Annotated in this window: 22 protein-coding genes and 1 pseudogene; 13 read left to right on the top strand and 10 right to left on the bottom strand. The window is 71.1% G+C overall.

The features are described from left to right. Nucleotides 1-55: 55 nt before the first annotated feature. The 5 genes from AMK18_RS27690 (at nt 56) to AMK18_RS27670 (ending at nt 3,316) form a co-directional block, all read left to right on the top strand. Entirely contained in the window at nt 56-790 is a 735-nt protein-coding gene (locus AMK18_RS27690; RefSeq protein WP_073864907.1) for a dienelactone hydrolase family protein, read from the top strand. A 176-nt stretch (nt 791-966) separates the two neighbouring features. Beyond that, nucleotides 967-1,377 (top strand): VOC family protein, encoded by a 411-nt coding sequence (locus AMK18_RS27685; RefSeq protein WP_073864906.1) that lies wholly within the window; start codon nt 967-969, stop codon nt 1,375-1,377. A gap of 57 nt (nt 1,378-1,434) precedes the next feature. After that, the gene (locus tag AMK18_RS27680) at nt 1,435-2,031 is read left to right on the top strand and encodes a dienelactone hydrolase family protein (protein WP_073864905.1); all 597 of its coding nucleotides are present in this window, start codon (nt 1,435-1,437) and stop codon (nt 2,029-2,031) included. 171 nt (nt 2,032-2,202) lie between these two features. Beyond that, a complete protein-coding gene (locus AMK18_RS27675; RefSeq protein WP_234011890.1) occupies nt 2,203-2,655 on the top strand; it encodes a hypothetical protein in 453 nt (150 codons plus the stop codon). 127 nt (nt 2,656-2,782) lie between these two features. Next, nucleotides 2,783-3,316: an NUDIX hydrolase gene (locus tag AMK18_RS27670; RefSeq protein ID WP_073864904.1), complete on the top strand. Its 534-nt coding sequence runs from the start codon at nt 2,783-2,785 to the stop codon at nt 3,314-3,316. A 2-nt stretch (nt 3,317-3,318) separates the two neighbouring features. On the opposite strand, the gene AMK18_RS27665 is transcribed toward AMK18_RS27670, so the two are convergent. The 6 genes and pseudogenes from AMK18_RS27665 to AMK18_RS27640 all read right to left on the bottom strand — a co-directional run bounded on the left by AMK18_RS27665 (nt 3,319) and on the right by AMK18_RS27640 (nt 9,600). Next, nucleotides 3,319-4,128 carry a class I SAM-dependent methyltransferase gene (locus AMK18_RS27665; RefSeq protein ID WP_073865046.1) on the bottom strand — a complete coding sequence of 270 codons (810 nt, stop codon included), beginning with the start codon at nt 4,126-4,128 and terminating at the stop codon, nt 3,319-3,321. A gap of 174 nt (nt 4,129-4,302) precedes the next feature. Then, nucleotides 4,303-4,748: pseudogene (locus AMK18_RS35615) on the bottom strand (hypothetical protein). Between the two features lie 343 nt (nt 4,749-5,091). Continuing rightward, the gene (locus tag AMK18_RS27655; protein WP_073864903.1) at nt 5,092-5,529 is read right to left on the bottom strand and encodes a DoxX family protein; all 438 of its coding nucleotides are present in this window, start codon (nt 5,527-5,529) and stop codon (nt 5,092-5,094) included. 16 nt (nt 5,530-5,545) lie between these two features. Further along, entirely contained in the window at nt 5,546-7,303 is a 1,758-nt protein-coding gene (locus AMK18_RS27650) for a discoidin domain-containing protein (RefSeq protein ID WP_073864902.1), read from the bottom strand. Between the two features lie 148 nt (nt 7,304-7,451). Continuing rightward, entirely contained in the window at nt 7,452-8,552 is a 1,101-nt protein-coding gene (locus tag AMK18_RS27645) for a DUF1996 domain-containing protein (protein WP_026171656.1), read from the bottom strand. A gap of 157 nt (nt 8,553-8,709) precedes the next feature. Further along, nucleotides 8,710-9,600, bottom strand: a complete 891-nt coding sequence (locus tag AMK18_RS27640; protein ID WP_073864901.1) for a LysR family transcriptional regulator — start codon at nt 9,598-9,600, stop codon at nt 8,710-8,712. Between the two features lie 91 nt (nt 9,601-9,691). On the opposite strand from AMK18_RS27640, the gene AMK18_RS27635 reads away from it, so the two are divergent. Together AMK18_RS27635 and AMK18_RS27630 are read left to right on the top strand one after the other, a co-directional pair. Next, the gene (locus AMK18_RS27635) at nt 9,692-10,603 is read left to right on the top strand and encodes an EamA family transporter (RefSeq protein WP_018104151.1); all 912 of its coding nucleotides are present in this window, start codon (nt 9,692-9,694) and stop codon (nt 10,601-10,603) included. Next, nucleotides 10,600-11,235, top strand: coding sequence for an NAD(P)-dependent oxidoreductase (locus AMK18_RS27630; protein WP_073864900.1), 636 nt, complete (start codon nt 10,600-10,602; stop codon nt 11,233-11,235). Before AMK18_RS27635 ends, AMK18_RS27630 begins: the two co-directional genes overlap by 4 nt. Here AMK18_RS27630 and AMK18_RS27625 read toward each other — a convergent pair. The 3 genes from AMK18_RS27625 to AMK18_RS27615 all read right to left on the bottom strand — a co-directional run bounded on the left by AMK18_RS27625 (nt 11,229) and on the right by AMK18_RS27615 (nt 15,294). Beyond that, a complete protein-coding gene (locus tag AMK18_RS27625) occupies nt 11,229-11,720 on the bottom strand; it encodes an NUDIX hydrolase (RefSeq protein ID WP_073864899.1) in 492 nt (163 codons plus the stop codon). The two genes, AMK18_RS27630 and AMK18_RS27625, sit on opposite strands and share 7 nt — an antisense overlap. Continuing rightward, nucleotides 11,717-13,369 carry a penicillin-binding transpeptidase domain-containing protein gene (locus tag AMK18_RS27620; protein ID WP_073864898.1) on the bottom strand — a complete coding sequence of 551 codons (1,653 nt, stop codon included), beginning with the start codon at nt 13,367-13,369 and terminating at the stop codon, nt 11,717-11,719. Before AMK18_RS27620 ends, AMK18_RS27625 begins: the two co-directional genes overlap by 4 nt. A 146-nt stretch (nt 13,370-13,515) precedes the next feature. Next, nucleotides 13,516-15,294, bottom strand: coding sequence for a dolichyl-phosphate-mannose--protein mannosyltransferase (locus tag AMK18_RS27615; RefSeq protein ID WP_073864897.1), 1,779 nt, complete (start codon nt 15,292-15,294; stop codon nt 13,516-13,518). A gap of 52 nt (nt 15,295-15,346) precedes the next feature. On the opposite strand from AMK18_RS27615, the gene rsmI reads away from it, so the two are divergent. From rsmI to AMK18_RS27590, 5 genes are all read left to right on the top strand, one after another. Further along, nucleotides 15,347-16,243, top strand: a complete 897-nt coding sequence (rsmI, locus tag AMK18_RS27610) for a 16S rRNA (cytidine(1402)-2'-O)-methyltransferase (RefSeq protein WP_073864896.1) — start codon at nt 15,347-15,349, stop codon at nt 16,241-16,243. A 159-nt stretch (nt 16,244-16,402) separates the two neighbouring features. Continuing rightward, a complete protein-coding gene (locus AMK18_RS27605) occupies nt 16,403-16,792 on the top strand; it encodes a hypothetical protein (RefSeq protein ID WP_018104145.1) in 390 nt (129 codons plus the stop codon). A gap of 42 nt (nt 16,793-16,834) precedes the next feature. Then, nucleotides 16,835-17,701 (top strand): TatD family hydrolase, encoded by an 867-nt coding sequence (locus tag AMK18_RS27600; protein WP_073864895.1) that lies wholly within the window; start codon nt 16,835-16,837, stop codon nt 17,699-17,701. Between the two features lie 35 nt (nt 17,702-17,736). Next, nucleotides 17,737-18,624 (top strand): 16S rRNA (adenine(1518)-N(6)/adenine(1519)-N(6))-dimethyltransferase RsmA, encoded by an 888-nt coding sequence (rsmA, locus tag AMK18_RS27595; protein WP_073864894.1) that lies wholly within the window; start codon nt 17,737-17,739, stop codon nt 18,622-18,624. Further along, nucleotides 18,621-19,514 (top strand): 4-(cytidine 5'-diphospho)-2-C-methyl-D-erythritol kinase, encoded by an 894-nt coding sequence (locus tag AMK18_RS27590; protein WP_073864893.1) that lies wholly within the window; start codon nt 18,621-18,623, stop codon nt 19,512-19,514. Before rsmA ends, AMK18_RS27590 begins: the two co-directional genes overlap by 4 nt. An 8-nt stretch (nt 19,515-19,522) precedes the next feature. Here the strand turns inward: AMK18_RS27590 and AMK18_RS27585 are convergent, their stop codons facing one another. After that, nucleotides 19,523-20,152: a lipoprotein gene (locus tag AMK18_RS27585; protein WP_198957094.1), complete on the bottom strand. Its 630-nt coding sequence runs from the start codon at nt 20,150-20,152 to the stop codon at nt 19,523-19,525. Between the two features lie 124 nt (nt 20,153-20,276). Here AMK18_RS27585 and AMK18_RS27580 point away from each other — a divergent pair, with 124 nt between their 5' ends. Beyond that, complete coding sequence (locus tag AMK18_RS27580) at nt 20,277-22,091, top strand: ABC-F family ATP-binding cassette domain-containing protein (protein ID WP_073864891.1); 1,815 nt, start codon at nt 20,277-20,279, stop codon at nt 22,089-22,091. Nucleotides 22,092-22,161: the final 70 nt, after the last annotated feature.

The following is a 22,161-nucleotide window of genomic DNA, read 5'->3' as shown; positions in this document are numbered from 1 at the left end:
CCGCCTCCGTCGTGTTGATCACAGGCTCAACACATCAACCACGACAGGAGAATTCATGACCATCAAGACGCTGCAGATTCCCACCGCGGACGGCCAGGCCGACGCCTTCGCTGCCATCCCGGACCGTGGCGAGCAGCACCCAGGGGTGCTGATGTACGCGGATGGCTTCGGCATCCGGCCCGTGCTGCGGGAGATGGCCCAGGAGCTGGCCGGGCACGGGTACTACGTGCTCGTCCCCAACCTCTTCTACCGGCACGGCCCGGCACCGGTGATCGAGCTTCCCGAGTACATCGGAGCAGAGGCCCGGCCCGCGGTCCTCGCCCAGCTGATGCCCTTGATCGAGGCGCACACCGCCGAACGCACCCTGAGCGACGCCGACGCCTACCTCAGGTTCCTCACCGCCCAGCCCGAGGTCGGCGCCGGACCGGTCGGGGTGACCGGCTACTGCATCGGCGGCCTCCTGGCGACGCGCACCGCCGCAGCCCACCCCGGCCAGGTGGCCGCCCTCGCCGCATTCCACGGCCCCGTTGGCGCCGACGGGCCCGACAGCCTCGCCAAGATCACCGCCGAAGTCCAATTCGGCCATGCCGAGAGCGACTTGACGCCCGAGGCCCTCGGCGAGCTCAATCAGGCCCTGGATGCCGCAGGGGTCCGCTACACCTCCGAGATCTACCCCGGCACCGTCCACGGCTTCACCATGCCCGACACCGACGCCTTCGACCCCGCCGCGTTGCGGCGCCACTGGGACCACCTGATCCCCCTCCTCGACCGCACCCTGACCACCCGCTGAGGCTCCGGCCGAGTCCACCGTCCCCGCCCTGATCTTGACTCAGCGGCAGTCGCCGCTGCTCCCACCGAGGTTGGGGCCGGGGAGGGGCCACCGAGCCCACCGGCTCCGCCACTCGCTTCGGCAGGAGTTCTGGGTCCTCCTCTGAGACGGTTGTGAGCGTGTGCCAAGATCACGGGATGCTGCGACTCACCGATTTCATCATCGACTGCCCGGACACCATGAAGCTGGCGGCCTTCTACTCCGAGGTCACAGGCCGTCCGGTGAAGAAGGGCAGCTCGGAGGACTGGGCCGGCATCAAGTTCGGCGAGATCGAGCTCGCGTTCATCCGGGTGTCCGACTACCGCGCCCCGCAGTGGCCCGACAGCGAGCACCCCAAGCAGTTCCACCTCGACTTCGAAGTGGACGACATCGAGTCCGAGCAGCGCCGCGTCGTCGACCTCGGCGCGACGCTGAGGCAGGACTTCATCGGCCCCAACGGTTACGGCTGGCAGGTCTACACCGACCCGATCGGCCACCCCTTCTGCCTGTGCCGCAACAAGGGCGTCGTCTGGACCGACCAGGGCCCGGTCTGGCCCGAGCGCGGCTAGTAGCACGTGTTTCGAAAGTGCTGATCGCAGCTACAGCCCGTACCGCAGGATGACCTGATGGCGCATGTCGCGTTGTTCCACTCCGTTCTCGGTCTGCGCTCCGCTGAGATCCTTGCCGCCGAGCGACTGCGTCGCGCCGGGCATGAGGTCATCACGCCCGATCTGTTCAGCGGCGAAACTGCACGCACTCTTAACGAGGGATTCCGACTGGTCGAGCGGATCGGCTGGGCAGCGGTGATGAGGCACGCTCGGCAGGCTCTTGGGGGTATGCCGGATGAGACCGTACTCGCTGGTGTGTCCATGGGGACAAGCGTCGTGGCCGGTCTCTGGCCCGAGCGTCCCGCCACCACGGGCGTTCTCCTCCTGCACGCCGCCGTAGACCTCCCCGTCTCCGTTCGCCCCGGTCTGCGGGTCCAGCTGCACGCTGCTGAGCCGGATGACTTCGCACCGCCCGAGCGGGTTGCTGCTTTCTGCCAGGCGGCACGAGAGGCCGACGTCGATGTGGAAGTCTTCCGCTACCCGGGCGTTGGCCACTTCTACATCGACGGTGAGCTGCCGGACCACGATCCGGCGGCGGCCGAGCTGACCTGGCGCAGAGTGCTGGACTTTCTCAACCCGTCAGGCAGTAACTCGAAAATGCAGGGCACCGCTTGAGCCGAGTTTCCTGCGGCGCAGGTAAGCACGGTTCTTGCGGGAAGCGTACGCCTTGCCAGCGCGCAGGCCGCGATCCGTGACCAGGTGATCATGCCTGGGCCGGGCGGTCATCGGGGCTCCGCAGGGGAGGCGGCATCGACCGCCGACTGCCGGGTGACTCACAATGCGGGCATGGTTGACCAGGGTGGGGTGTCGGTGTGGCGGGTGGAGGGGCCGGCCCTCGTGGCGGCCTATGTAGTACCAGCTGTCCTGGGACTGAAAGCGGCCACGGGCTGGGGCGTCTGGGTTTCGTCTCCGGAAATGGTGTCAGCACGGTCGGCCGGAGTGTGGACGGGGTTGGCCCTCGGCTCGGCGTTGTTCTTCTGGTGCACGATTCTCAAGGTCCGGCTTGAGGTCGGCCCTGGCGGCATCGTGGCGGTGAATCCGTGGGGGACGCAACGTCTTTCCCTGGAGGAGGTGGCCTTTGTGCGGCTGGGTGCTTGGGGTGCGGAGTTCCACCACGGGGACGGCTTCAAGACCACGGCGTATGCGCTGACCGGCATGGCCGGGGGGACTTCGCAGGACCGGCGCTTTGCGGAGTTGCTGGATGCCCTGGGGGGCGAGGCGGATTCCTCGCAGCGGTGATGCTTGGCGGGGACGCCGAGGTGTTGGTGCCGCTGCCGGGTGGCGGGGTGCGGGCTTCCCGCGCTGCGGAGCCGGTCGCCGATCCCTGCCCTGCGATGCTGGAGGCCGACCGAGAGGAGCAGCGGCGATGCAGTGGAAGATCCACGGGGAACGCCCGATCTACGAGAACAGCTGGGTCAACCTGTGGCTCACCGACGTGGAGACACCGGACGGCAACCGCTGGGAACACCACGTCGTCAAACTCCGGCACCTCGCCGTGGCCGCCGTCGTCAACGACCGGCGCGAGGTCCTGATGATGTGGCGCCACCGCTTCATCACGGACGCCTGGGCGTGGGAACTGCCCATGGGTCTGGTCGAGGAGGGCGAGACCCCGGCCGAGGCGGCGGCCCGTGAGGTAAGGGAGGAGACCGGTTGGCGCCCCGACGTACTGAAGCCCCTCCTCTATGCCGAACCGGCCAACGGCATCACGGACTCCCAGCACCACATCTTCCGCGCCGACGGAGCGACGTACGAAGGCCCCCCGACCGAGAAGAACGAGTCGGACCGGATCGAGTGGGTTCCGCTGGCGGACGTGCGGGGCATGATCGACCGCCGCGAGATCGTCAGCAGCGGCTCCCTGGTCGGGCTGCTCTACGTACTCATGGACGAGGCGATCCGCTGACCTCACCGGCAGACGAGCATGCCGCCGAGGCAGGTGACACGGAAAACGCCCTCAGCCCGAATGACGTCGTCGACCCGCTCCCGCGCGCGCTCGATCGTCTCCTGGAACGGGACACCCATCCTGTCCGCCCAGGCTTCGTACGAGGCCAGGTGCGCGACGACCGGTTCGGCGTCGGTCACCTCGATCACCCCGGGGAGGGGGATCGTGCGGATCTCGCCGAAGACCGCACCGAGGATCGCCGGAGCGTCCTCCAGAGTGAAGCGAGCAGACAACTGCATTCGGGCCGGGCCTTCCTGGACACCCAGCACATCGCCTGCGGCCCGGCGCCAGAGGTGTTCAAGCTCCCGTTTGTCGGTCCGGCTGTTCGTGGAGACGATCGCGATGCCGCCGGGTGCCAGTACGCGCGCCAACTCCCTTACAGCCTGTGGGTGGTCCTCCACGTGGTACAGCATGTGAAGCGCAAGAACCGCCCCGAGAGACGCATCCGCGAGGGGTAGTTGCTGGACGTCCGCGACGACCGCTCCAGGGATGGCGCCGATGATGCCGTGAGAGACGTCCATGGGCAGCACGTCCAGGTCGGGCCGGTCGTCCCGCACCCGGGCGACGAACTTCCCGTTGCCGCAGCCCACGTCGGCGACCGCGCCCCGTACCTTTGCCAGTTCGTCAACGACGATGCCCGGAAGGTCATGGCGCGGGGTCTGCCATTGGTAGAGGGACTGACGGGCGGCCAAGTGCTGACCCGTGGCGTATGCCTTGGTGGAGAGAAGGCCGCGATTGGTCACCAGGCGGTCAGGCGTGGGCTGGGAGGTCATCGGGACTCCGTGGATTGCCGGAAGAGCGAGCCGAATGGTCATCTCCTGAATGTGCGCGTGGAGATCGACTGCCGACTGCGCGTCACCGTGCCATATGTGCGAACCCTGATGGTGATGCTCGCCGTGCATGTCTCGGCGCCGATGAACGTCGATCGTGCCACCAGCACCTGGCTGTCAGGTGTATCGGGCCACCGTGTACGCGGTCGGCCCCGTGAGCGTGCCTCCGGAGCTGTCCATCATGTCCAGGATCTCGAAGCCGACGCGCACCGCGTACTGTTCGATCTCGCGCGGGAAGAGGACGCGTCTGCGGATCTCGTCCTGGGCCTCGTCCCCGGAGGGGAGTGCCCAGTGCCGGTGCATGGTGTTGATCTGGGTCCGCAGGTCCCACTCGTGGCGGATCGTGACGGTCGCCGGGCCGCTCGGGGTGTCGACCGTGGCGGTCATCGGTCCCGTACTCGCGATGGGTGCGACGGGCGAGTGCCGCAGCCGAAGTCGAGCAGCGTCCGGGCGTCCGGCCGGTACGTCTCGATCAGGGTCTGACACATCACGGCGCCGGTGCTGTCGGACTGGATCAGGTCGTACAGGGCCGGGTCCCGGTAGAGGAGGTTCGTCGCTTCCACTGGTTCCGCTTCCGTGTCGTGGCCGGTCACATGAGGCTCCGCAGTCCGACCTCAAGGGCGAGGACATCGCACAGCAGATCAGGGACGGCCAAAGCGGCATCGGCGTCCCTGCGGGTCTGAGCGAGTGCCTTGCCGTCAACGTAGCCGAGATCGACCAGGACGGATTCCGCTCACGGAACACCGTCTTGCCTCGCCTGCACTCGTGCGGCAGCTACTCCATGAACCGGACGATCCGGCGGCTTCGAAGCCGGCCACGCAGGGGTGCACCGGGGAACACATACCCCCCAACGCCGACCGGCCCCCAGGGACAGTCCCAGGGGGCGGGCGCGGCGTATCCGTTCCCTCAAATGGGGACGCCGAGGTGGGGTTCCCGCTGCCGGGGCGTCGGTCGCGGGGCGAACACGCGGTCCGCCGCCAGCGCGCCCGGGCCCGTTACCGTCAGGAGCAGGAGGGTCCAGCAGAAGAGGGCCGCGGGTTCGCCGCCGTTCTGGATGGGGAGCAGGGCCGCCGGCTGGTGGACGTCGAAGTACGCGAAGGCCATCGAGCCGGAGCCCAGGAAGGCGGCCGTGCGTGTGCCGAGGCCCAGGGTCACCAGGAGGCCGGTGACGAGCTGGATGACGGCCGCGTACCAGCCGGGCCAGGTGCCCGCCGGGAGGGTGTCGCGGCCCAGCACGCCGAAGAGCGAGGCGATGCCGTGGCAGGTGAACAGCGACCCGATGACGATGCGGAACAGGCCGAGCACGTAGGGCCGGGCGTGGTCCAGGTGGTGAGTGGTCATCATGAGCGCCGGCCTCCCGTCAGCTGTAGATGCCGAACTCGTAGAGCGAGTAGCCGTAGCCCGAGCCGCGCTCCGTGCCGTTGATGCGGACGTAGCGGCCCGTGCCGGTGACGTCGAGGTCGTCGATGTCGCCGTTGCCGTCGGTCACGGTCTTGATCGTGGTCCAGTTCTGGCCGTCCTCGGACGTCTGGATCTCGTAGCCCTTGGCGTACGCAGGGTCCCAGGCCAGCTGCACGTGCTTGATGGCCGTGGAGGCGCCCAGGTCGACCCGGAGCCACTGCGGGTCGCTCCAGTCACTGGCCCAGCGGGTGTCGAACTTGCCGTCCACCGCGTTGTCCGCGCCGCACGGGCAGCCGCCGGTCGGGTCCGTCTGGAAGGAGGAGGCCGTGGCCGGCTTGCCCTGGGAGACGTTGGTGCCGTCCACCTTCGGCGGGATCACCTTGAGGGACTTGGTCTCGACGCCCACGTTGCCGTGGCCGTCCCGGGCCTTCACGTAGACCTTGTAGACGCCCGTCTTGCTCGGCGCCTTCGCGGTCAGCGTGCCGTCGCCGTTGTCCGTGGTCTCGGCGGGGACCAGGGCCTTGTTCTGGTCGATGTAGTTGCTGCTGAACAGGACCTGGTACGTGATCGCGTCGCCGTCCGGGTCCGTGGTGTGCGTGCTGACGCGCACGTCGGAGCCGGTGGGGACGCCCTCGGTGGCGTTGTCGACGGTCATGTCGGAGATCACCGGCGGGGTGTTGTCACCGGAGGTGTCCGCGCCGTACGCCTTCTTCACCGCGTAGTACGAGAGCCGCTTCTCGCCGCCCGGCAGCAGGTTGAACCACACGCCGCCGAAGTCGTCCTCGGTGCCGTAGTGGAACATCGTGGCGCCCAGGGCCACCCCCGTGTGCCCCGTGACGCAGCCCCACGCCTTGGTGTAACCCTCGGCCTTCGCGGCGTCGGTGGGCTCCTCCGGTACGCCGTTGGCGTCGTCGTCCACCTCCCACTCACCGGCCGGGCCCGTCTCCGTGACGATGTAGGGCTTGTCGTAACCGCCCTGCTCCCAGTCCGACTTGACGTTGCAGACCGCGTCGTAGGCGTTGACCGCGTAGAGGTCCAGGTCCGGGGCGTTCTTCTTGTAGTACGGCCAGGCGCCGGTCCACGCGTCCGTGGAGGTGACCGGGTGGTTCGGGTCGACCTCGTGGATCTTCTTCGCGATGTCGTTGACGAAGGAGGTGTACGCGTTGCGCTGCGCCTCCAACTCGTCGCCGCCGTAGCAGTTCTGCAGCCCGAGCGTGGACTCGTTGCCCACGTTCCACATCAGTACGCCGGGGTTGTCCTTGTAGGTGTCGACCCACTTCGGGAACTCGGCGAGCATGTCGTTCTTGTACTGCGTGTCCGTCAGGTAGTTGACGCAGCCGCCGCTGCCGGGGCCGCCACCGGGCTGGAGCCAGAAGCCGGCGATCACCTTGACGCCGTTGGCAGCCGCGGTGTCGAACAGCGGCTTGCTGGTGGCGTCCGTGCCCCAGGTGCGGATCGTGTTGACGCCCATCGACGCCAGGTCCGGCAGGTACTTCTCGGCGTCCGCCACCGAGGGGCCCCAGGTGAGGCCCTTGACCGTATACGGCGAACCGTCCACGGTCAGCTGCCAGTTGCCCTGCGAACCGGTGACCTTCACGACGTTCCCGGCCGCCTGTGCGGCAGGGGCCTGGAGGGCGAGCAGGCCGCCGCCGAGGAGGGCGGCCGCCGCGACGGGCGCGAGCAGGCGGCGGGTCGTACGGGTGGGGGGATGGTGCATGTGTCTCTCTCCTTGCGGGTGGGGGGAGTTGGGGGGATGGAGGAGTGGTGCGTACGCGCGTGGTCCGGGGCCTCCGCGATCTTGGAGAGCGCTCTCCGGTGTGGGCCGAAAAAAGGCCCCGGACCTGTGGGGGTGCGCGCGCCGCCGGTTACGGCAGCTCGTAGTTCCCGTCGAGCACCGCGCCCTGTTCGGGGTGGTTCTCGTCGTAGCCGTGCGGGTCGCACTGGAGGCCGCCCTTGATGCAGTGGGTGACCATCGCGTCCAGCGTGGCGGTGTCCCAGCCGTTCATGAAGTCGTAGTGGAACGAGAAGCCCGCCCCGCTCGCCAGCTTCACCTGCGACATGTCACCGTTGACCGGCCACGCCATCTTGAACTCGATCATCGGCAGCGCGACCGGGTGGTCCGCCGGGCAGGAGTTGTAGTTGGCTCCGCCCGCGACCGGGTACGCCATGTGGCTCTTGTGGTCCGGCGTGTCCAGGTGGATGCCGTCCCAGCAACTGGGCGCCTGGAGGCGCAGGTTGAGCTGCACGTCCCGGCGGTCGGGGCAGCTGGCCGGGAAGTTGTAGTTCTTGAAGGAGTCACCGCACTCCCAGCCCTCGACGGTGCCCTTCAGGTTCTTGAACTCCTCCTCGCTCTGCATCGGGCTGCCGACCACGTACCGCAGGCCCTTGGGGAAGGGGCGCACACTGCGGTAGTCGGTCACGCCCGACTTGTAGTAGATGGTCTGGACGCCGTCCGGGAGGACCTTGGTGTCCCCGTTGAACAGGCTCGGCATCCAGTAGCCCGACTTGTCACCGGGCGCCAGGCACGTGGTGTCGCCGGTCTCCAGCGAGGCGGCGGTGGTGTACGCGTCCGTCGTGGTGTTGCCCATGAACGTGTGGTCGTGGGACTTGCCGGGCTGGCCCGGGTAGACGATCGGGTCGTCCGGCGCGGTGTGCGTGGGGGCGCACTTGGCCTGGAACTCGTGGAAGTACGCCGTCGGCGGGACGTCCGTCGAGGGGGTGACCCCGGTGACCGGCGGGTCGGCCATGATGTAGCCGTCGCCGTCCGGGTCGTCGCCGGACGCCTGGGTGGACGCCGGCATGCCGGGCATCCCCGGCATCGAGTAGGCCGCGTGCTCGGTGTGCGCTGCGGCGCTCGTCTCGGGAGCCGCGTTCGCCGTCGCCGCGATCCCGGCGATCCCCGCCGTGGTCAGGCTCAGCGAGGTGAACAAGAGCAGTCCGGTGAGCGTTCTGGACCTCCGTGCCATGGAGACCTCCTGCTGCGTCGTGGGGGAGCGTGGGGTGAGAGGGAGGGCGCCCGGCCGGGGAGGACGGAAGCGCTGCGGTCATTCTTGGAGAGCGCTCTCCCGTTTTCTGGAGTGTTCCGTCCCTGACAAGAGCGTGTCAATACTTCGTGTCATCACTTCATGAGTCCTCCCCGTCCTTTACGGGGATGCCGAGCGCCCCCAGGAACGCCGTCGCGGCCGGGGTGCGGCCGGTGCGGCTCCAGGTGGCGTGCTGGACGCGGACCGGGGCGTCGGAGACCTCGATCGCGACGAGGCCGGGGAGGCGGGCGGCGTACGCGGGCGGCAGCATGGCCACCGCCAGGCCGGGGGCGACGAGGCTTGCGATGTAGTCCGCGGTGGTGACCTCGAAGGCGACGTCGCGGGGGAGTCCGGCGGCGGTGAACGCCTGGTCGGTCTGGGCGCGTCCGGCCGTGCCCGCCGGGAAGTCCGCGAACACCTCCGAGGCGAGTCTCCGCAGGTCCACGGAGGGCGCCCCGGCCAGCGGATGGTCCGGGGCGACCACGGCGACGAGCCGGTCGCGGGCCAGTTCGTGGCGGCCGACGCCCCGGGGCACTGCGGTCGCGGGCAGCCCGAGGAAGGCCACGTCGAGGGTGCCCTCGCGGACCTGCTCGGCCAGATCGTCGCTGGCGCCGACGCGCAGGCTGACGCGCACCTGGGGATGGCGGCGGCGGAAGTCGCCCAGGGCGGCCGGGATGTCGACCGCGGTGACCGTCGGGATCAGGCCCACAGCGAGCCGCCCACGCACCTCGCCGACGGACGCCGCGACCTCGGCGGCAGCGCGCTCGGCGGCCTCCAGGCACTGGCGGGCGGCCGGGAGGAACGCCTCGCCGGCCGGGGTCAGCCGCACCCGGCGGGTGGTCCGCTCGAAGAGCCGCCCGCCCAACTCCCGTTCCAGACGGGCGATCTGGTGACTCAGCGCCGACTGCACGACCAGGCACCGCTCGGCGGCCCGGGTGAAGCTGCTGGTCTCGGCCACGGCGATCACGTAACGCATCTGCTGGAGCTCCATGGGTGCATCGTCCATCCATCGCGGATCGAGATCAATGCGGTGACAAGCATGTGTTGGACTCATCAATGGGCCCGGGCCGAGACTTCGAGCCATGACCACCAGTCGATCCGGGGCGCTGCCCCGTACCGCCCTGACCGCGCTCGCTCCGGCGGTGTGGGGCACGACCTACCTCGTCACCACGGAGTTCCTGCCGGCCGGGCACCCGCTGTTCGCCGGTCTCCTGCGCGCCCTGCCCGCCGGGCTCATCGCCCTCGCCCTCACCCGCACGCTGCCGCGCGGCGCCTGGTGGGGGAAGGCGGCGGTGCTGGGGGTGCTCAACATCGGGCTCTTCCTGCCGCTGCTGTTCATCGCGGCGGAGCGGCTGCCGGGCGGTGTCGCCGCCACCCTGGGCGCCGCGCAACCGCTCGTCGTCGCCGTCCTCGCGGTGGCCGTCCTCCGCCAACCCCTGGCCGCAAGGCCCCTGTTGTGGGGCGTTACGGGGGTGCTGGGCGTCGGCCTGGTGGTCATCGGGCCCGGGGCGCGGCTCGACGGAGCCGGGGTGGCGGCCGGTCTCGCCGGGGCGGCCACGATGGGGCTCGGCGTGACGCTCACCAAGCGGTGGGGGCGGCCCGAAGGCGTCGGGCCGCTCGCCTTCACCGGCTGGCAGCTCACCGCCGGGGGCCTCTTCCTGGCGCCGGTGACCTTCCTCGCCGAGGGCGCCCCGCCCGCGATCGACGGCCGCGCCGCGCTCGGCTACCTCTGGCTGGGCCTGGTCGGCGGGCTGCTGACGTACGCCCTGTGGTTCCGGGGGATCGGCGCGCTGCCGGTGACCTCGGTCGCCGTCCTCGGCCTGCTCTCGCCGCTCGTCGCGGCTGGTCTCGGCGCGCTCGTCCTGGGCCAGACGCTCGGCCCGGTCCAGCTGACGGGCTTCGCGCTCGCCCTCGCCTCGATCGTCGGGGGCCAGCTCCCGGGGCGCGCCCCTGTCGTCCTCCCCACCCCCGTACCGGAAAGGACCCCTCGATGAGGATCGCCGTCATCGGAGCCGCAGGCATGGCCGGTTCCCGCGTCGTCACCGAAGCCGCGCACCGGGGCCACGCGCTCCTCGCGGTGTACCGTTCCACCCGGCCGGACAGCCTGCCGCCCGGCGTCACCCCGGTGGCGGGCGACGCGGACGACACCGACGCGATGGCCGCCCTGTTCGACGGGGCCGACGCGGTGGTGGCCGCGACCCGTCCGCCCGTGGGGCGCGAGCACACGATCGCGGCGACGACGACCGCGCTGCTCGACGCGGCGGCGAAGACCGGGACGCGCATCCTGGTGATCGGCGGCGCAGGCCCGCTGGCGGTTCCCGGGCACCCCGGGCGGCTGGTGGTGGACGACCCCGCGTACGTACCGCCGCAGTGGCGCACGGTCGCCGCTGCCAGCTCCGCCCAGCTCGCCGCCTGCCGGGCGCACCCGTCGGCCGACTGGACCTACCTGAGCCCGCCCGCCGTCCTGGAGCCGGGCCCCCGCACGGGTGCGTACCGCCGGGGCACGACCACCCTGCTCACCGCGGCGGACGGCACTTCGCGCATCGCGGCGGAGGACCTGGCGGTGGCGGTGCTGGACGAGATGGAAGTGCCGTACGGGGAGCGGCACTTCACGGTGGGCTACTGAGAGCGCAGCGCGGCGGCGATCCTGTCGTGGATCAGGAAGTCGGCGGGGTCGCGGTTCTCCTTGAGCCGGTCCAGGTTCCCGGGGCCGAACCAGCCGTACGCGCTGATCTTGGTCCACTCCAGGGCGGGGTGCTCCAGGTCGCCGTCGACCTCCACGAGGTAGTCCGCCTCGTGCCGCAGCCCGCCGCCGTCGTCGCCGGTCCAGGTGGTGACCCCGAGCAGGGTCCGCACCCGGCGCAGGCGCCACCCCGTCTCCTCGCCCACTTCCCGGGCGAGGGCGGTCAACAGGCTCTCGCCGGGCTCCACATGGCCGCCCACGATGTCCCAGCAGCCGGGGAACAGCCGCTGGCGCGGGCCACGCTTCTGGGCGAAGGCGCGGCCCCGGCCGTCGAGGATCACCCCGCCGACGGCCCACGTCTCGCCGTCGGCGGGGACCGGGACGTCGACGCCGGGATCGACCAGGACGTCCGGGCCTCCCGGGCTCACGGACCCGCCCGCAGGACCTCCGCGACGACCGGGCCCGCCGCGTCGCCGCCGTGGCCGCCGGACTGGACCAGGGCTGCGGCCGCAAGGTCGTTGCTGAAGCCGGCGAACCAGCTGTCGGACGTGGCGTGGCCGTCGATCTCCGCCGAGCCCGTCTTGGCGCCCTTGTCGGGGCCGACGCTCGCCATGGCCTGCGTCGCGGTGCCCTCGGGGGCGGTCGCCGTGTAGCGCAGCATCTCCTTGAGCTGGGTGGAGACGCCGGGCGGCAGCGGGGTCGCGGTGGCGAAGGTCCGGTTGTCCAGGGACCGCGCCACGATGAACGGCTGCCGGAAGCGGCCGTTGACGGCGGTGGCGGTCACCGAGGCCATGTTGAGCGGGTTCATCTCGATCTTGCCCTGGCCGATGAACGAGGCGGCGGTCTCGGCGCCGGAGGACTCGGGGACGCTCCCGTCCCAGGTCGCGATCCCGGCCTGCCAGTTGTCGCCGCCGAGCCCGAAGTACTGACTGGCCTCGTTGCCCAGCGCGGTGTCGCGCTTGTTGCCCAGGGGCAGCACCGGCTTGATGAAAGCGGTGTTGCAGGACCGGGCGAACGCCGTCTTCAGCGTGGCGCTCGGCATCGAGAAGTCCTTCAGGTTGTGGAAGACGACCCCCTCCCAGGGCACGGTCGCCGGGCAGTTGACGGGCGCGTTCGCACTGCCCAGGCCGTTCTGGATGATCATCGCTGAGGTGATGATCTTCATCGTGGAGCCGGGGGCGACCTTGCCCTTCCGGGCCGCGTCGAAGCCGTCGGTCCGGTTGTTCGCGATGGCCCGGATCGCCCCCGTCGACGGCTCGACCGCCGCGACCGACGCCTCCGCGAACTTCTTCACGCCCCGCTCGGCCGCCGCCTGGATCTTCGCGTCGATCGTCGTCTGCAGCTTGCCCGGCTTGCCCTTGACCAGGGTCAGCAGCGTCTTGTCCGCCCCGTCGGCGTTCGCGCTGTTGATCCAGGTCTCGATGCCCGTCGTGCCGCCGGCCTTCTCGCCGTACTTCTTGCGCAGCTCGTCCAGGATGCCGGCGAGCGACGGGTACTTCTCCTTGGTGAGCACCTGTCCGTTGCGGTCGACCGCCTCGATCGACGCGGTGGAGGACTCGCCGGTCTCCAGCGACTCGCCCTTGGCGAGGTCCGGGTGGATGACGGAGGGCTCCCAGTCGACCAGCGCACGCCCGGTCGTCAGTCCGCGGACGACGGTGAGCTTCGAGGCGTACGACCAGGACTTCGTCGCGCCCTTGTACGAGACCGTCGCCTTCACGGTGTACGGGACGGTCGAGCCGGTCGCCTTGCCCGGGGTGATCACGGCCTTGGTGACGTGCGCCGTGTCGCTGTAACCGGTGAGCGCGGGCTCCGCCTCGGCCTTGTTGTTGGTGAGCGCCGCCGCGACCGTCGCGTCGCCCTCCGCCCACGCGGCCAGGAACTTCTTCGAGGTGTCGGCGATCTCCTCCCCGGTGACCGGGCCCGACCTCACCTCGGAGGAGTCGGCGGCCGTGGTCGTATGACCGCCGACACCGCTGTCCCCGAGCCCGTCCAGGATGTTGTACGCCCCGTACCCCACCCCGCCCAGCACGAGCGCGAACACCCCGCCGACTATGCCTACCTTCGCTCCACTGCGCATTCCCTGCTGTCCCCATCCCCCGGAGCCTGCTTCTTGAACACGTTCAAGAAGGCTGTACGGGGCACCTTACGGGACCGTAGTGACAGGAGTACCGGTTGTTATCGGAATGCGACGCGGACATGGCATGAATGGCGGGATGGGGCCGCTCAGATCCAGGTGTCCAGCCACATCCGGTCGCGCCAGGCGTCCTCCGGGATCGGTGTTCCGGTGAACAGGGGCCAGAAGTAGATGAAGTTCCAGATGATCAGCAGCACCAGGACCCCGGCGGCCACCGCCCCCAGCGTCCGGCGCCGCTCCCCGGAGGGGTCGGGTTTCGCGAGCCCGAGTTCGTACCGCGGCCCCGTCTCCGCCGCGGGCCCCAGCATCGCGCCGATCATCATCGACACCGCCAGGCACAGGAACGGCACGAACACGACCGCGTAGAACAGGAAGATCGTGCGCTCCTGGTACAGGAACCACGGCACCCAGCCCGCGGCCACCCCGCAGGCGATCGCGCCCGCCCGCCAGTCGCGGCGGAAGATCCACCGCCACAGCACGTACACCAGGGCGAAGCAGGCCGCCCACCACAGCAGCGGCGTCCCGAGCGCCAGCACCTCGCGGGAGCACTTCCCGGTCACCGACTCGGCGCAGCCGTTCTGCTCCTCGTAGAAGTACGAGACGGGGCGGCCCAGCACGATCCAGCTCCACGGGTTGGACTGGTACGTGTGCCCGGACGTGAGGTGCACATGGAAGTCGTACACCTGGTGCTCGTAGTGCCACAGGCTGCGCACCCAGTCCGGCAGCCAGGTCCAGTTGCCGCCCTTGCCGTCCGTCGCCGCCCAGTCCCGGAAGTAGCCGTGCCGGTCCGGCGAGTTCCGGACGATCCAGCCCGTCCAGGACGCGAGGTACGTGGCCAGCGCGACCGGGACCACCGAGACGAACGCCGGGAGCACGTCCCGCAGCAGCACCGCCAGATACGGGCGTACGGCCCCGGCGGTGCGGCGCGCGCCCGCGTCCCACAACACCGTCATCAGGCCGAACGCGACCATGATGTACAGGCCGTTCCACTTCGTGGCGGCGGCCAGGCCCAGCGAGACACCGGCGGCGATCCGCCAGGGCCGCCACCCGAGGCGCAGGTGCTCCGCGACCCACGCGTCCGGGCGCAGCACCCCGTCCTCGTCCACCGGCAGCGCGGCCGCGAGCCGGCGCCTGGCCCAGTCGCGGTCGATGAGCAGGCAGCCGAACGCGGCCAGCACGAAGAACATCAGCACCAGGTCGAGCAGCGCGGTGCGGCTCATCACGAAGTGCAGCCCGTCCACCGTGAGCAGCGCGCCCGCCAGGCAGCCGAGGAACGTCGAGCGGAACAGCCGGCGGCCGATCCGGCACAGCATCAGCACCGACAGCGTGCCGAGCACGGCGACCATGAACCGCCAGCCGAACGGCGTGAACCCGAACATCTGCTCGCCGAGGCCGATGATCCATTTGCCGACCGGCGGGTGCACCACATACCCGGGGTCGGTGGGCACCGGCACCTGCGAGGGATCGTTCAGGATCAGCTTGTCGACGTTCTTGGGCCAGTCGCCCTCGTACCCCTGGTTGATCAGCGCCCAGGAGTCCTTCGCGTAATACGTCTCGTCGAATATCACCGCGTGCGGGCTGCCCAGCTTCCAGAAGCGCAGCACCCCCGCGACCGCCGCGACCAGCAGCGGACCGCCCCACGCCGACCAGCGCACCAGCCGGTCCGCGAGCAGCGGCGGCACGCCGAGCACCGCCCACAGCTGGTTCCCGGGCCGGGTGTACGGCGGGATCAGCCGCTCCCGCAGCCCGGTGTCGGGGCGCGGGGAATGGCCGAAACGGCGCAGCCGCCGCTCCCAGGAGGTCGGCTCCGGGCCGTGCTGTTCCCCGGCGTCTTGGCCCTGCCGGGCTTCGGGCGCAGTACTCGTCACCGCGCCATCGTAGGGAACGCGTCTGTGGGAGCGGTGTTCCCCGTGCGGGAGGATGGGGCTTGTGACTGGAACGACTGGAACGCTCGTGCTCGCAGGGACCCCCATCGGCGATCTGGCGGACGCCCCGCCCCGCCTCGCCGCCGAGCTGGAGGCGGCCGACGTCATCGCCGCCGAGGACACCCGCAGGCTGCGCCGGCTGACCCAGGGGCTCGGCGTCCACACGACGGGACGGGTCGTCTCGTACTTCGAGGGCAACGAGACCGCCCGTACGCCCGAACTCGTGGAGGCCCTGGCCGGCGGGGCCCGGGTGCTGCTGGTCACGGACGCCGGTATGCCGTCCGTCTCCGACCCGGGCTACCGGCTGGTCGCCGCCGCCGTGGAGCAGGACATCCGGGTCACCGCCGTGCCCGGCCCGTCCGCCGTGCTCACCGCGCTCGCCCTGTCCGCGCTGCCGGTGGACCGGTTCTGCTTCGAGGGCTTCCTGCCGCGCAAGGGCGGCGAACGCCTCTCCAAGCTCCGCGAGGTCGCCCGTGAGCCCCGCACGATGGTCTTCTTCGAGGCCCCGCACCGCCTGGACGACACCCTGGCCGCGATGGCCGAGGTCTTCGGCGCCGAGCGGCGGGGCGCGGTGTGCCGCGAGCTGACCAAGACGTACGAGGAGGTCAAGCGCGGTCCGCTGGGCGATCTCGCCGCTTGGTCGGCCGCCGAGCAGGTACGCGGGGAGATCACCGTCGTGGTCGAGGGCGCGCCCTCGGGCGGGGAGGAACTGGACGCCGAGGAGCTGGTGCGCAGGGTGCGGGTGCGCGAGGAGGCGGGGGAGCGGCGCAAGGAGGCGATCGCCGCCGTGGCCGCCGAGGCGGGGCTGCCCAAGCGCGAGGTGTTCGACGCCGTCGTGGCGGCAAAGAATGCTGCTCGGACCGGCCACGACGACGGCAAAGGACTATCGTGAAAAGCAAAGCGAGAGCCGCGTACCGGCCCCTTTGACCACGAGAAGGCCAAAACCGCTCCAACACTCGACAGGGCCCGGTGCGCTCCCGCCGGTGAAGGCGTCCACTGGAAGCAGGGCGCATTCCCCGGAGTGCTTGTCCGACGGACAAGAGGAGCAGGCATGAGCGACACCACAGCAGCCACCGCACACGAGGCATACGCCTTCGCCTGCATGAGGTGCGGACACGGGTGGGAGCAGGCGTACGAGATAGAGCACCACACCGACGTGTCCGGTCACGCGTACGTGGTCTACAAGGCGGACGGCGAACAGGTGCCCTCGCCCCTGTCCACCCCGACCTGCGCCAACTGCGGCGGACACGTCGTGCGGATCATGCGGGCCGGCCGGGTCTCCAACATCCAGCAGTTCCTGCACAACCAGAACCGTTCCCAGCCCGCGGCCGGGCCGCTGGTCCCCGGGGAGCAGGCCGAGGAGCCGGTGGCCGCGACCGCCGTCCCGTCCGCCGGCCACCACTGGCACCTCTCCGACCTCCTGCACCCGTTCCGCAAGTGACCTCGTAGGCCGGCCGGCCGCGGTCCTCGTACGATCGTGGCCATGAGCCGCACCGAAGCCCCGCCCCTGCCGGAACCCCTCCGGGTGCCGGTCGCCGATTCGCACACCCACCTGGACATGCAGGACGGCACCGTCGAGGAGGGCCTCGCCCGGGCCGCCGCGGTGAACGTGACGACCGTGGTCCAGGTGGGCTGCGACGTGAAGGGGTCCCGCTGGGCCGCCGAGACCGCCGCCGCGCACACCAACGTGCACGCGGCGGTGGCCCTCCACCCCAACGAGGCGCCGCGCATCGTGCACGGGGACCCGGATGGCTGGTCGCGCCAGGGGGCGCGCGAAGGGGGCGGCACCGCCGCGCTGCACGAAGCCCTCGCGGAGATCGACGCGCTGGCCGCGCTGCCGCACGTACGCGGGGTCGGCGAGACGGGCCTCGACTACTTCCGGACCGGCCCCGAGGGCATGGCCGCCCAGGAGGAGTCCTTCCGGGCCCACATCGAGATCGCCAAGCGGCACGGCAAGGCCCTCGTCATCCACGACCGCGAGGCCCACGCGGACGTCCTGCGCATCCTCGCGGACGCCGGGGCGCCCGAGCGGACCGTCTTCCACTGCTACTCCGGCGACGCGGACATGGCCCGGGTCTGCGCGGAGGCCGGCTACTTCATGTCGTTCGCCGGGAACATGACCTTCAAGAACGCCCAGCCGCTGCGCGACGCGCTTGCGGTCGCCCCGCTGGAACTGGTCCTTGTCGAGACGGACGCCCCGTTCCTGACCCCGGCGCCGTACCGGGGGCGGCCCAACGCGCCGTACCTGATCCCGGTGACGCTGCGGGCGATGGCGGCGGTGAAGGGCCTGGACGAGGACACGCTGGCCGAGGCGATCGCGGAGAACACGGCGCGGGCGTTCGACTACTGAGCGGGGGCCCGCCCGGGGCCCCGTACGCTTGACCGGTGAGCAGCACTGAGTCCGACGCCCTCCTGGGCCCCGCAGACATCCGCGAACTGGCCGACACCCTCGGCGTACGCCCCACCAAGCAGCGCGGGCAGAACTTCGTCATCGACGCCAACACGGTCCGCCGGATCGTGCGCACGGCGGAGGTCCGGCCGGACGACGTGGTGGTCGAGATCGGCCCGGGCCTCGGCTCGCTGACCCTCGCGCTCCTTGAGGTCGCCGACCGGGTCGTCGCCGTCGAGATCGACGACGTACTCGCGGCGGCGCTGCCCGCCACCGTCGCCGCCCGGATGCCCGCCCGCGCCGACCGCTTCGCGCTGGTGCACTCGGACGCCATGCTCGTACGCGAACTGCCCGGCCCGCCGCCCACCGCGCTGGTCGCCAACCTCCCGTACAACGTCGCCGTGCCGGTGCTGCTCACCGTCCTCGACCGCTTCCCCAGCATCGAGCGCACGCTCGTCATGGTGCAGGCGGAGGTCGCGGACCGGCTGGCCGCCCGGCCCGGCAACAAGGTCTACGGCGTGCCGTCCGTGAAGGCGAACTGGTACACGGACGTCAAGCGCGCCGGGTCCATCGGCCGCAAGGTCTTCTGGCCCGCGCCGAACGTGGACTCCGGGCTCGTCTCGCTGGTGCGCCGCACCGAACCCGTGGCGACGACCGCCAGCAAGGCGGAGGTCTTCGCGGTGGTGGACGCGGCCTTCGCGCAGCGCCGCAAGACGCTGCGCGCGGCCCTGGCGGGCTGGGCCGGTTCCGCACCGGGCGCCGAGGCCGCCCTGGTCGCGGCGGGCATCTCGCCGCAGGCGCGCGGGGAGTCCCTGACGATCGAGGAGTTCGCGGCGATCGCCGAGAACAAGCCCGCAGCCGACGAGAACGGGAGTGACCGGTGAGCGTCACCGTACGGGTCCCCGCCAAGGTCAACGTCCAGCTCGCGGTCGGCGCCGCGCGCCCCGACGGCTTCCACGACCTGGCCAACGTCTTCCTCGCCGTCGGCCTGTACGACGAGGTCACCGTCACCCCCGCCGACAGCCTGCGCATCACCTGCTCCGGGCCGGACGCGGCCCAGGTCCCGCTGGACGCCTCGAACCTCGCGGCCCGGGCGGCGTCCGCGCTGGCCGCGCGCCACGGCATCGCGCCCGACGTGCACCTCCACATCGACAAGGACATCCCGGTCGCCGGGGGCATGGCGGGCGGCAGCGCGGACGGCGCCGGCGCCCTGCTGGCCTGCGACGCGCTGTGGGGGACCCGCACCCCGCGCGAGGACCTGCTCGCCCTCTGCGCCGAGCTGGGCAGCGACGTGCCGTTCAGCCTGGTCGGAGGCGCCGCGCTCGGGACCGGCCGGGGCGAGCGGCTGACCCCGGTCGAGGTCGGCGGCACCTTCCACTGGGTGTTCGCGGTGGCCGACGGCGGGCTCTCCACCCCGGCGGTGTACCGCGAGTTCGACCGCCTCACGGCGGGCACCCGGGTCCCGGAACCGGAGGCCTCGGACGCCCTCCTCGACGCGCTGCGGTCGGGCGACCCGAAGACCCTGGCCGCCTCCCTGAGCAACGACCTCCAGGCGCCCGCGCTGGCCCTGCGCCCGTCCCTCTCCGCGACCCTGGCGGCGGGCACGGAGGCGGGGGCGCTGGCGGCCCTGGTCTCCGGCTCGGGCCCGACGACCGCGTTCCTCACGGAGGACGCGGCGACGGCCGACCGGGTGGCCGCGGCCCTCACCGCCTCGGGAACCTGCCGCACGGCGCGCACGGCGGCCTCCCCGGTCCCGGGCGCGACGGTCCTGTAGGAGGGCGCTCAGCCCACCCGTACCGAGCGCTTCGCCAGCTCGTACGCCGGAAGCATCTCGTCGTGCTCGTCCGCGTCCAGGCCGCCCAGGTGGACCACGACGGGGCCCTCGGGGGTGGCGAGGGCGAAGGCGTGGGCGGGGCGGTCCTCGTCCATGAGCTCGCTGTGGACGGTGTACGCCACCTCGGTCAGCGGCTGCCCGTTGCCCTTGACCTCCTTGTACGCGGCCCCGGAGGCGTTCTCGTCCGCCCCGACGAAGCCCTTCAGCGCCTCGCGCGGGGTGACGGTCGTGGCCTTCGTCCGCCAGACCCGCAGGAAGCCGATCTGCCCGGCCGGTTTCGCGTCGATCTCGCAGGCCAGGGTGACCGGGCCCTGCTCGGCCAGCTCGGCGAAGTCCGAGTCCGGGTCGATCGCGACGGCCTTCGGCTTCCAGTCCTTCGCCAGGCCGAACGTCACCGGCAGCTCGCAGCCGGAACCCGCGCCGCCGACCGTGCCGCCCCTGGCCGCGGTCTTCGCGGCGGGCGCCGCGGACTTCTCCGGCTTCGCGTCCCCGCCGGAATCCGCGTCCGACGAGCAGCCGGTCAGCGCGGCCGCGGCCAGCAGTACGGGCACCAGCCCGCGAACCGTACGACGTGTCATGACAGTCCCCACCCCTTGATCGTTGCGCGCAAGGTACACCGGGGCCGGGCGGGCGCCCGTACGGAGGTTCGTGCGGCGGCGACTACGCTGGAAGACCGGAGTCTTCCTCTTAGCTGGAGCGTTCGTGGCCGTCAACCTCATCAATGTCGAGCAGGTCAGCAAGGTCTACGGCACCCGTGCCCTGCTCGACGGTGTCTCCCTCGGCGTCTCGGAGGGCGACCGGATCGGTGTCGTCGGCCGCAACGGCGACGGCAAGACGACCTTGATCCGGATGCTCGCCCGGCTGGAGGAGGCCGACACCGGCCGCGTCACGCACAGCGGCGGGCTGCGCCTCGGCGTGCTCACCCAGCACGACTCGCTGGACCCGCAGGCGACCATCCGCCACGAGGTGATCGGCGATCTCGCCGACCACGAGTGGGCGGGCAGCGCCAAGATCCGCGACGTGCTGACCGGCCTCTTCGGCGGGCTGGACCTGCCGGGCTTCCAGAACGGCCTGGACACGGTCATCGCCCCGCTCTCCGGTGGTGAGCGGCGCCGCATCGCGCTCGCCAAGCTGCTCATCGCCGAGCAGGACCTGATCGTCCTGGACGAGCCGACCAACCACCTCGACGTCGAGGGCATCTCCTGGCTCGCCGGCCATCTGCGCGCCCGCCGCTCCGCCCTGGTCTGCGTCACCCACGACCGCTGGTTCCTGGACCAGGTCTGCACCCGCATGTGGGACGTGCAGCGCGGCACCGTCCACGAGTACGAGGGCGGCTACAGCGACTACGTGTTCGCGCGCGCCGAACGGGAGCGGATCGCCGCGACCGAGGAGGTCAAGCGGCAGAACCTGATGCGCAAGGAGCTGGCCTGGCTGCGGCGCGGCGCCCCCGCCCGCACCGCCAAGCCGCGCTACCGCATCGAGGCCGCCAACGAGCTCATCGCGGACGTGCCGCCGCCGCGCGACACCAGCGAGCTGATGAAGTTCGCCAACGCCCGGCTCGGCAAGACCGTGTTCGACCTGGAGGACGTCACCGTCCAGGCCGGCCCCAAGACGCTGCTCCAGCACCTCACCTGGCAGCTCGGCCCCGGCGACCGCATCGGCCTGGTCGGGGTCAACGGCGCGGGCAAGACCTCGCTGCTGCGGGCGCTCGCCGAGGCCGCCCGCAGCGAGGGCGAGGTCCAGCCCGCCGCCGGGAAGATCGTCGTCGGCAAGACCGTCCGGCTCGCCTACCTCTCCCAGGAGGTCCACGAGCTGAACCCGAACCTGCGGGTCCTCGAAGCCGTCCAGCAGGTGCGGGACCGGGTGGACCTCGGCAAGGGCCGCGAGATGACCGCCGGACAGCTCTGCGAGCAGTTCGGCTTCGCCAAGGAGAAGCAGTGGACGCCCGTCGGCGACCTCTCCGGCGGTGAGCGGCGCCGGCTCCAGATCCTGCGCCTGCTGATGGACGAGCCCAACGTGCTCTTCCTGGACGAGCCGACCAACGACCTCGACATCGAGACCCTGACCCAGCTGGAGGACCTGCTCGACGGCTGGCCCGGCTCCATGATCGTGATCTCCCACGACCGGTTCTTCATCGAGCGCACCACGGACCGGGTCATGGCCCTGCTCGGCGACCAGTCGCTGCGGATGCTGCCGCGCGGCATCGACGAGTACCTGGAGCGCAGGCAGCGCCAGGCCGAGACGGCGGCGCCCGCCGCCCCGGCCGCCGAGCGGTCCGCAGCCCCGGCGGCGCCCGCGGTCTCCGCACAGGCGGCCCGCGCGGCCAAGAAGGAGCTCCAGAAGGTCGAACGGCAGCTGGAGAAGATGTCGTCCCGCGAGACGACCCTGCACGCGCAGATCGCCGAGAACGCCACAGACTTCGAGAAGGTGGCGAAGCTCGACGCCGAACTGCGCGAACTGGTCGCGGAGCGCGATGTGCTGGAGATGCGCTGGCTGGAACTGGCCGAGGACGCCTGAGCGTTGTTACGGGTGGGGCTGGTGATACAAAGAAGCCCTGCCCGGTGCGGGGCATGACCGTGCCACTTTC

The organism is Streptomyces sp. CB01249 (assembly GCF_001905735.1).
In the GTDB taxonomy this organism is placed as follows: Bacteria; Actinomycetota; Actinomycetes; order Streptomycetales; family Streptomycetaceae; genus Streptomyces.
Note: the sequence above shows the minus strand (reverse complement) of the source record. Positions and strands in the feature narration are given on the sequence as shown.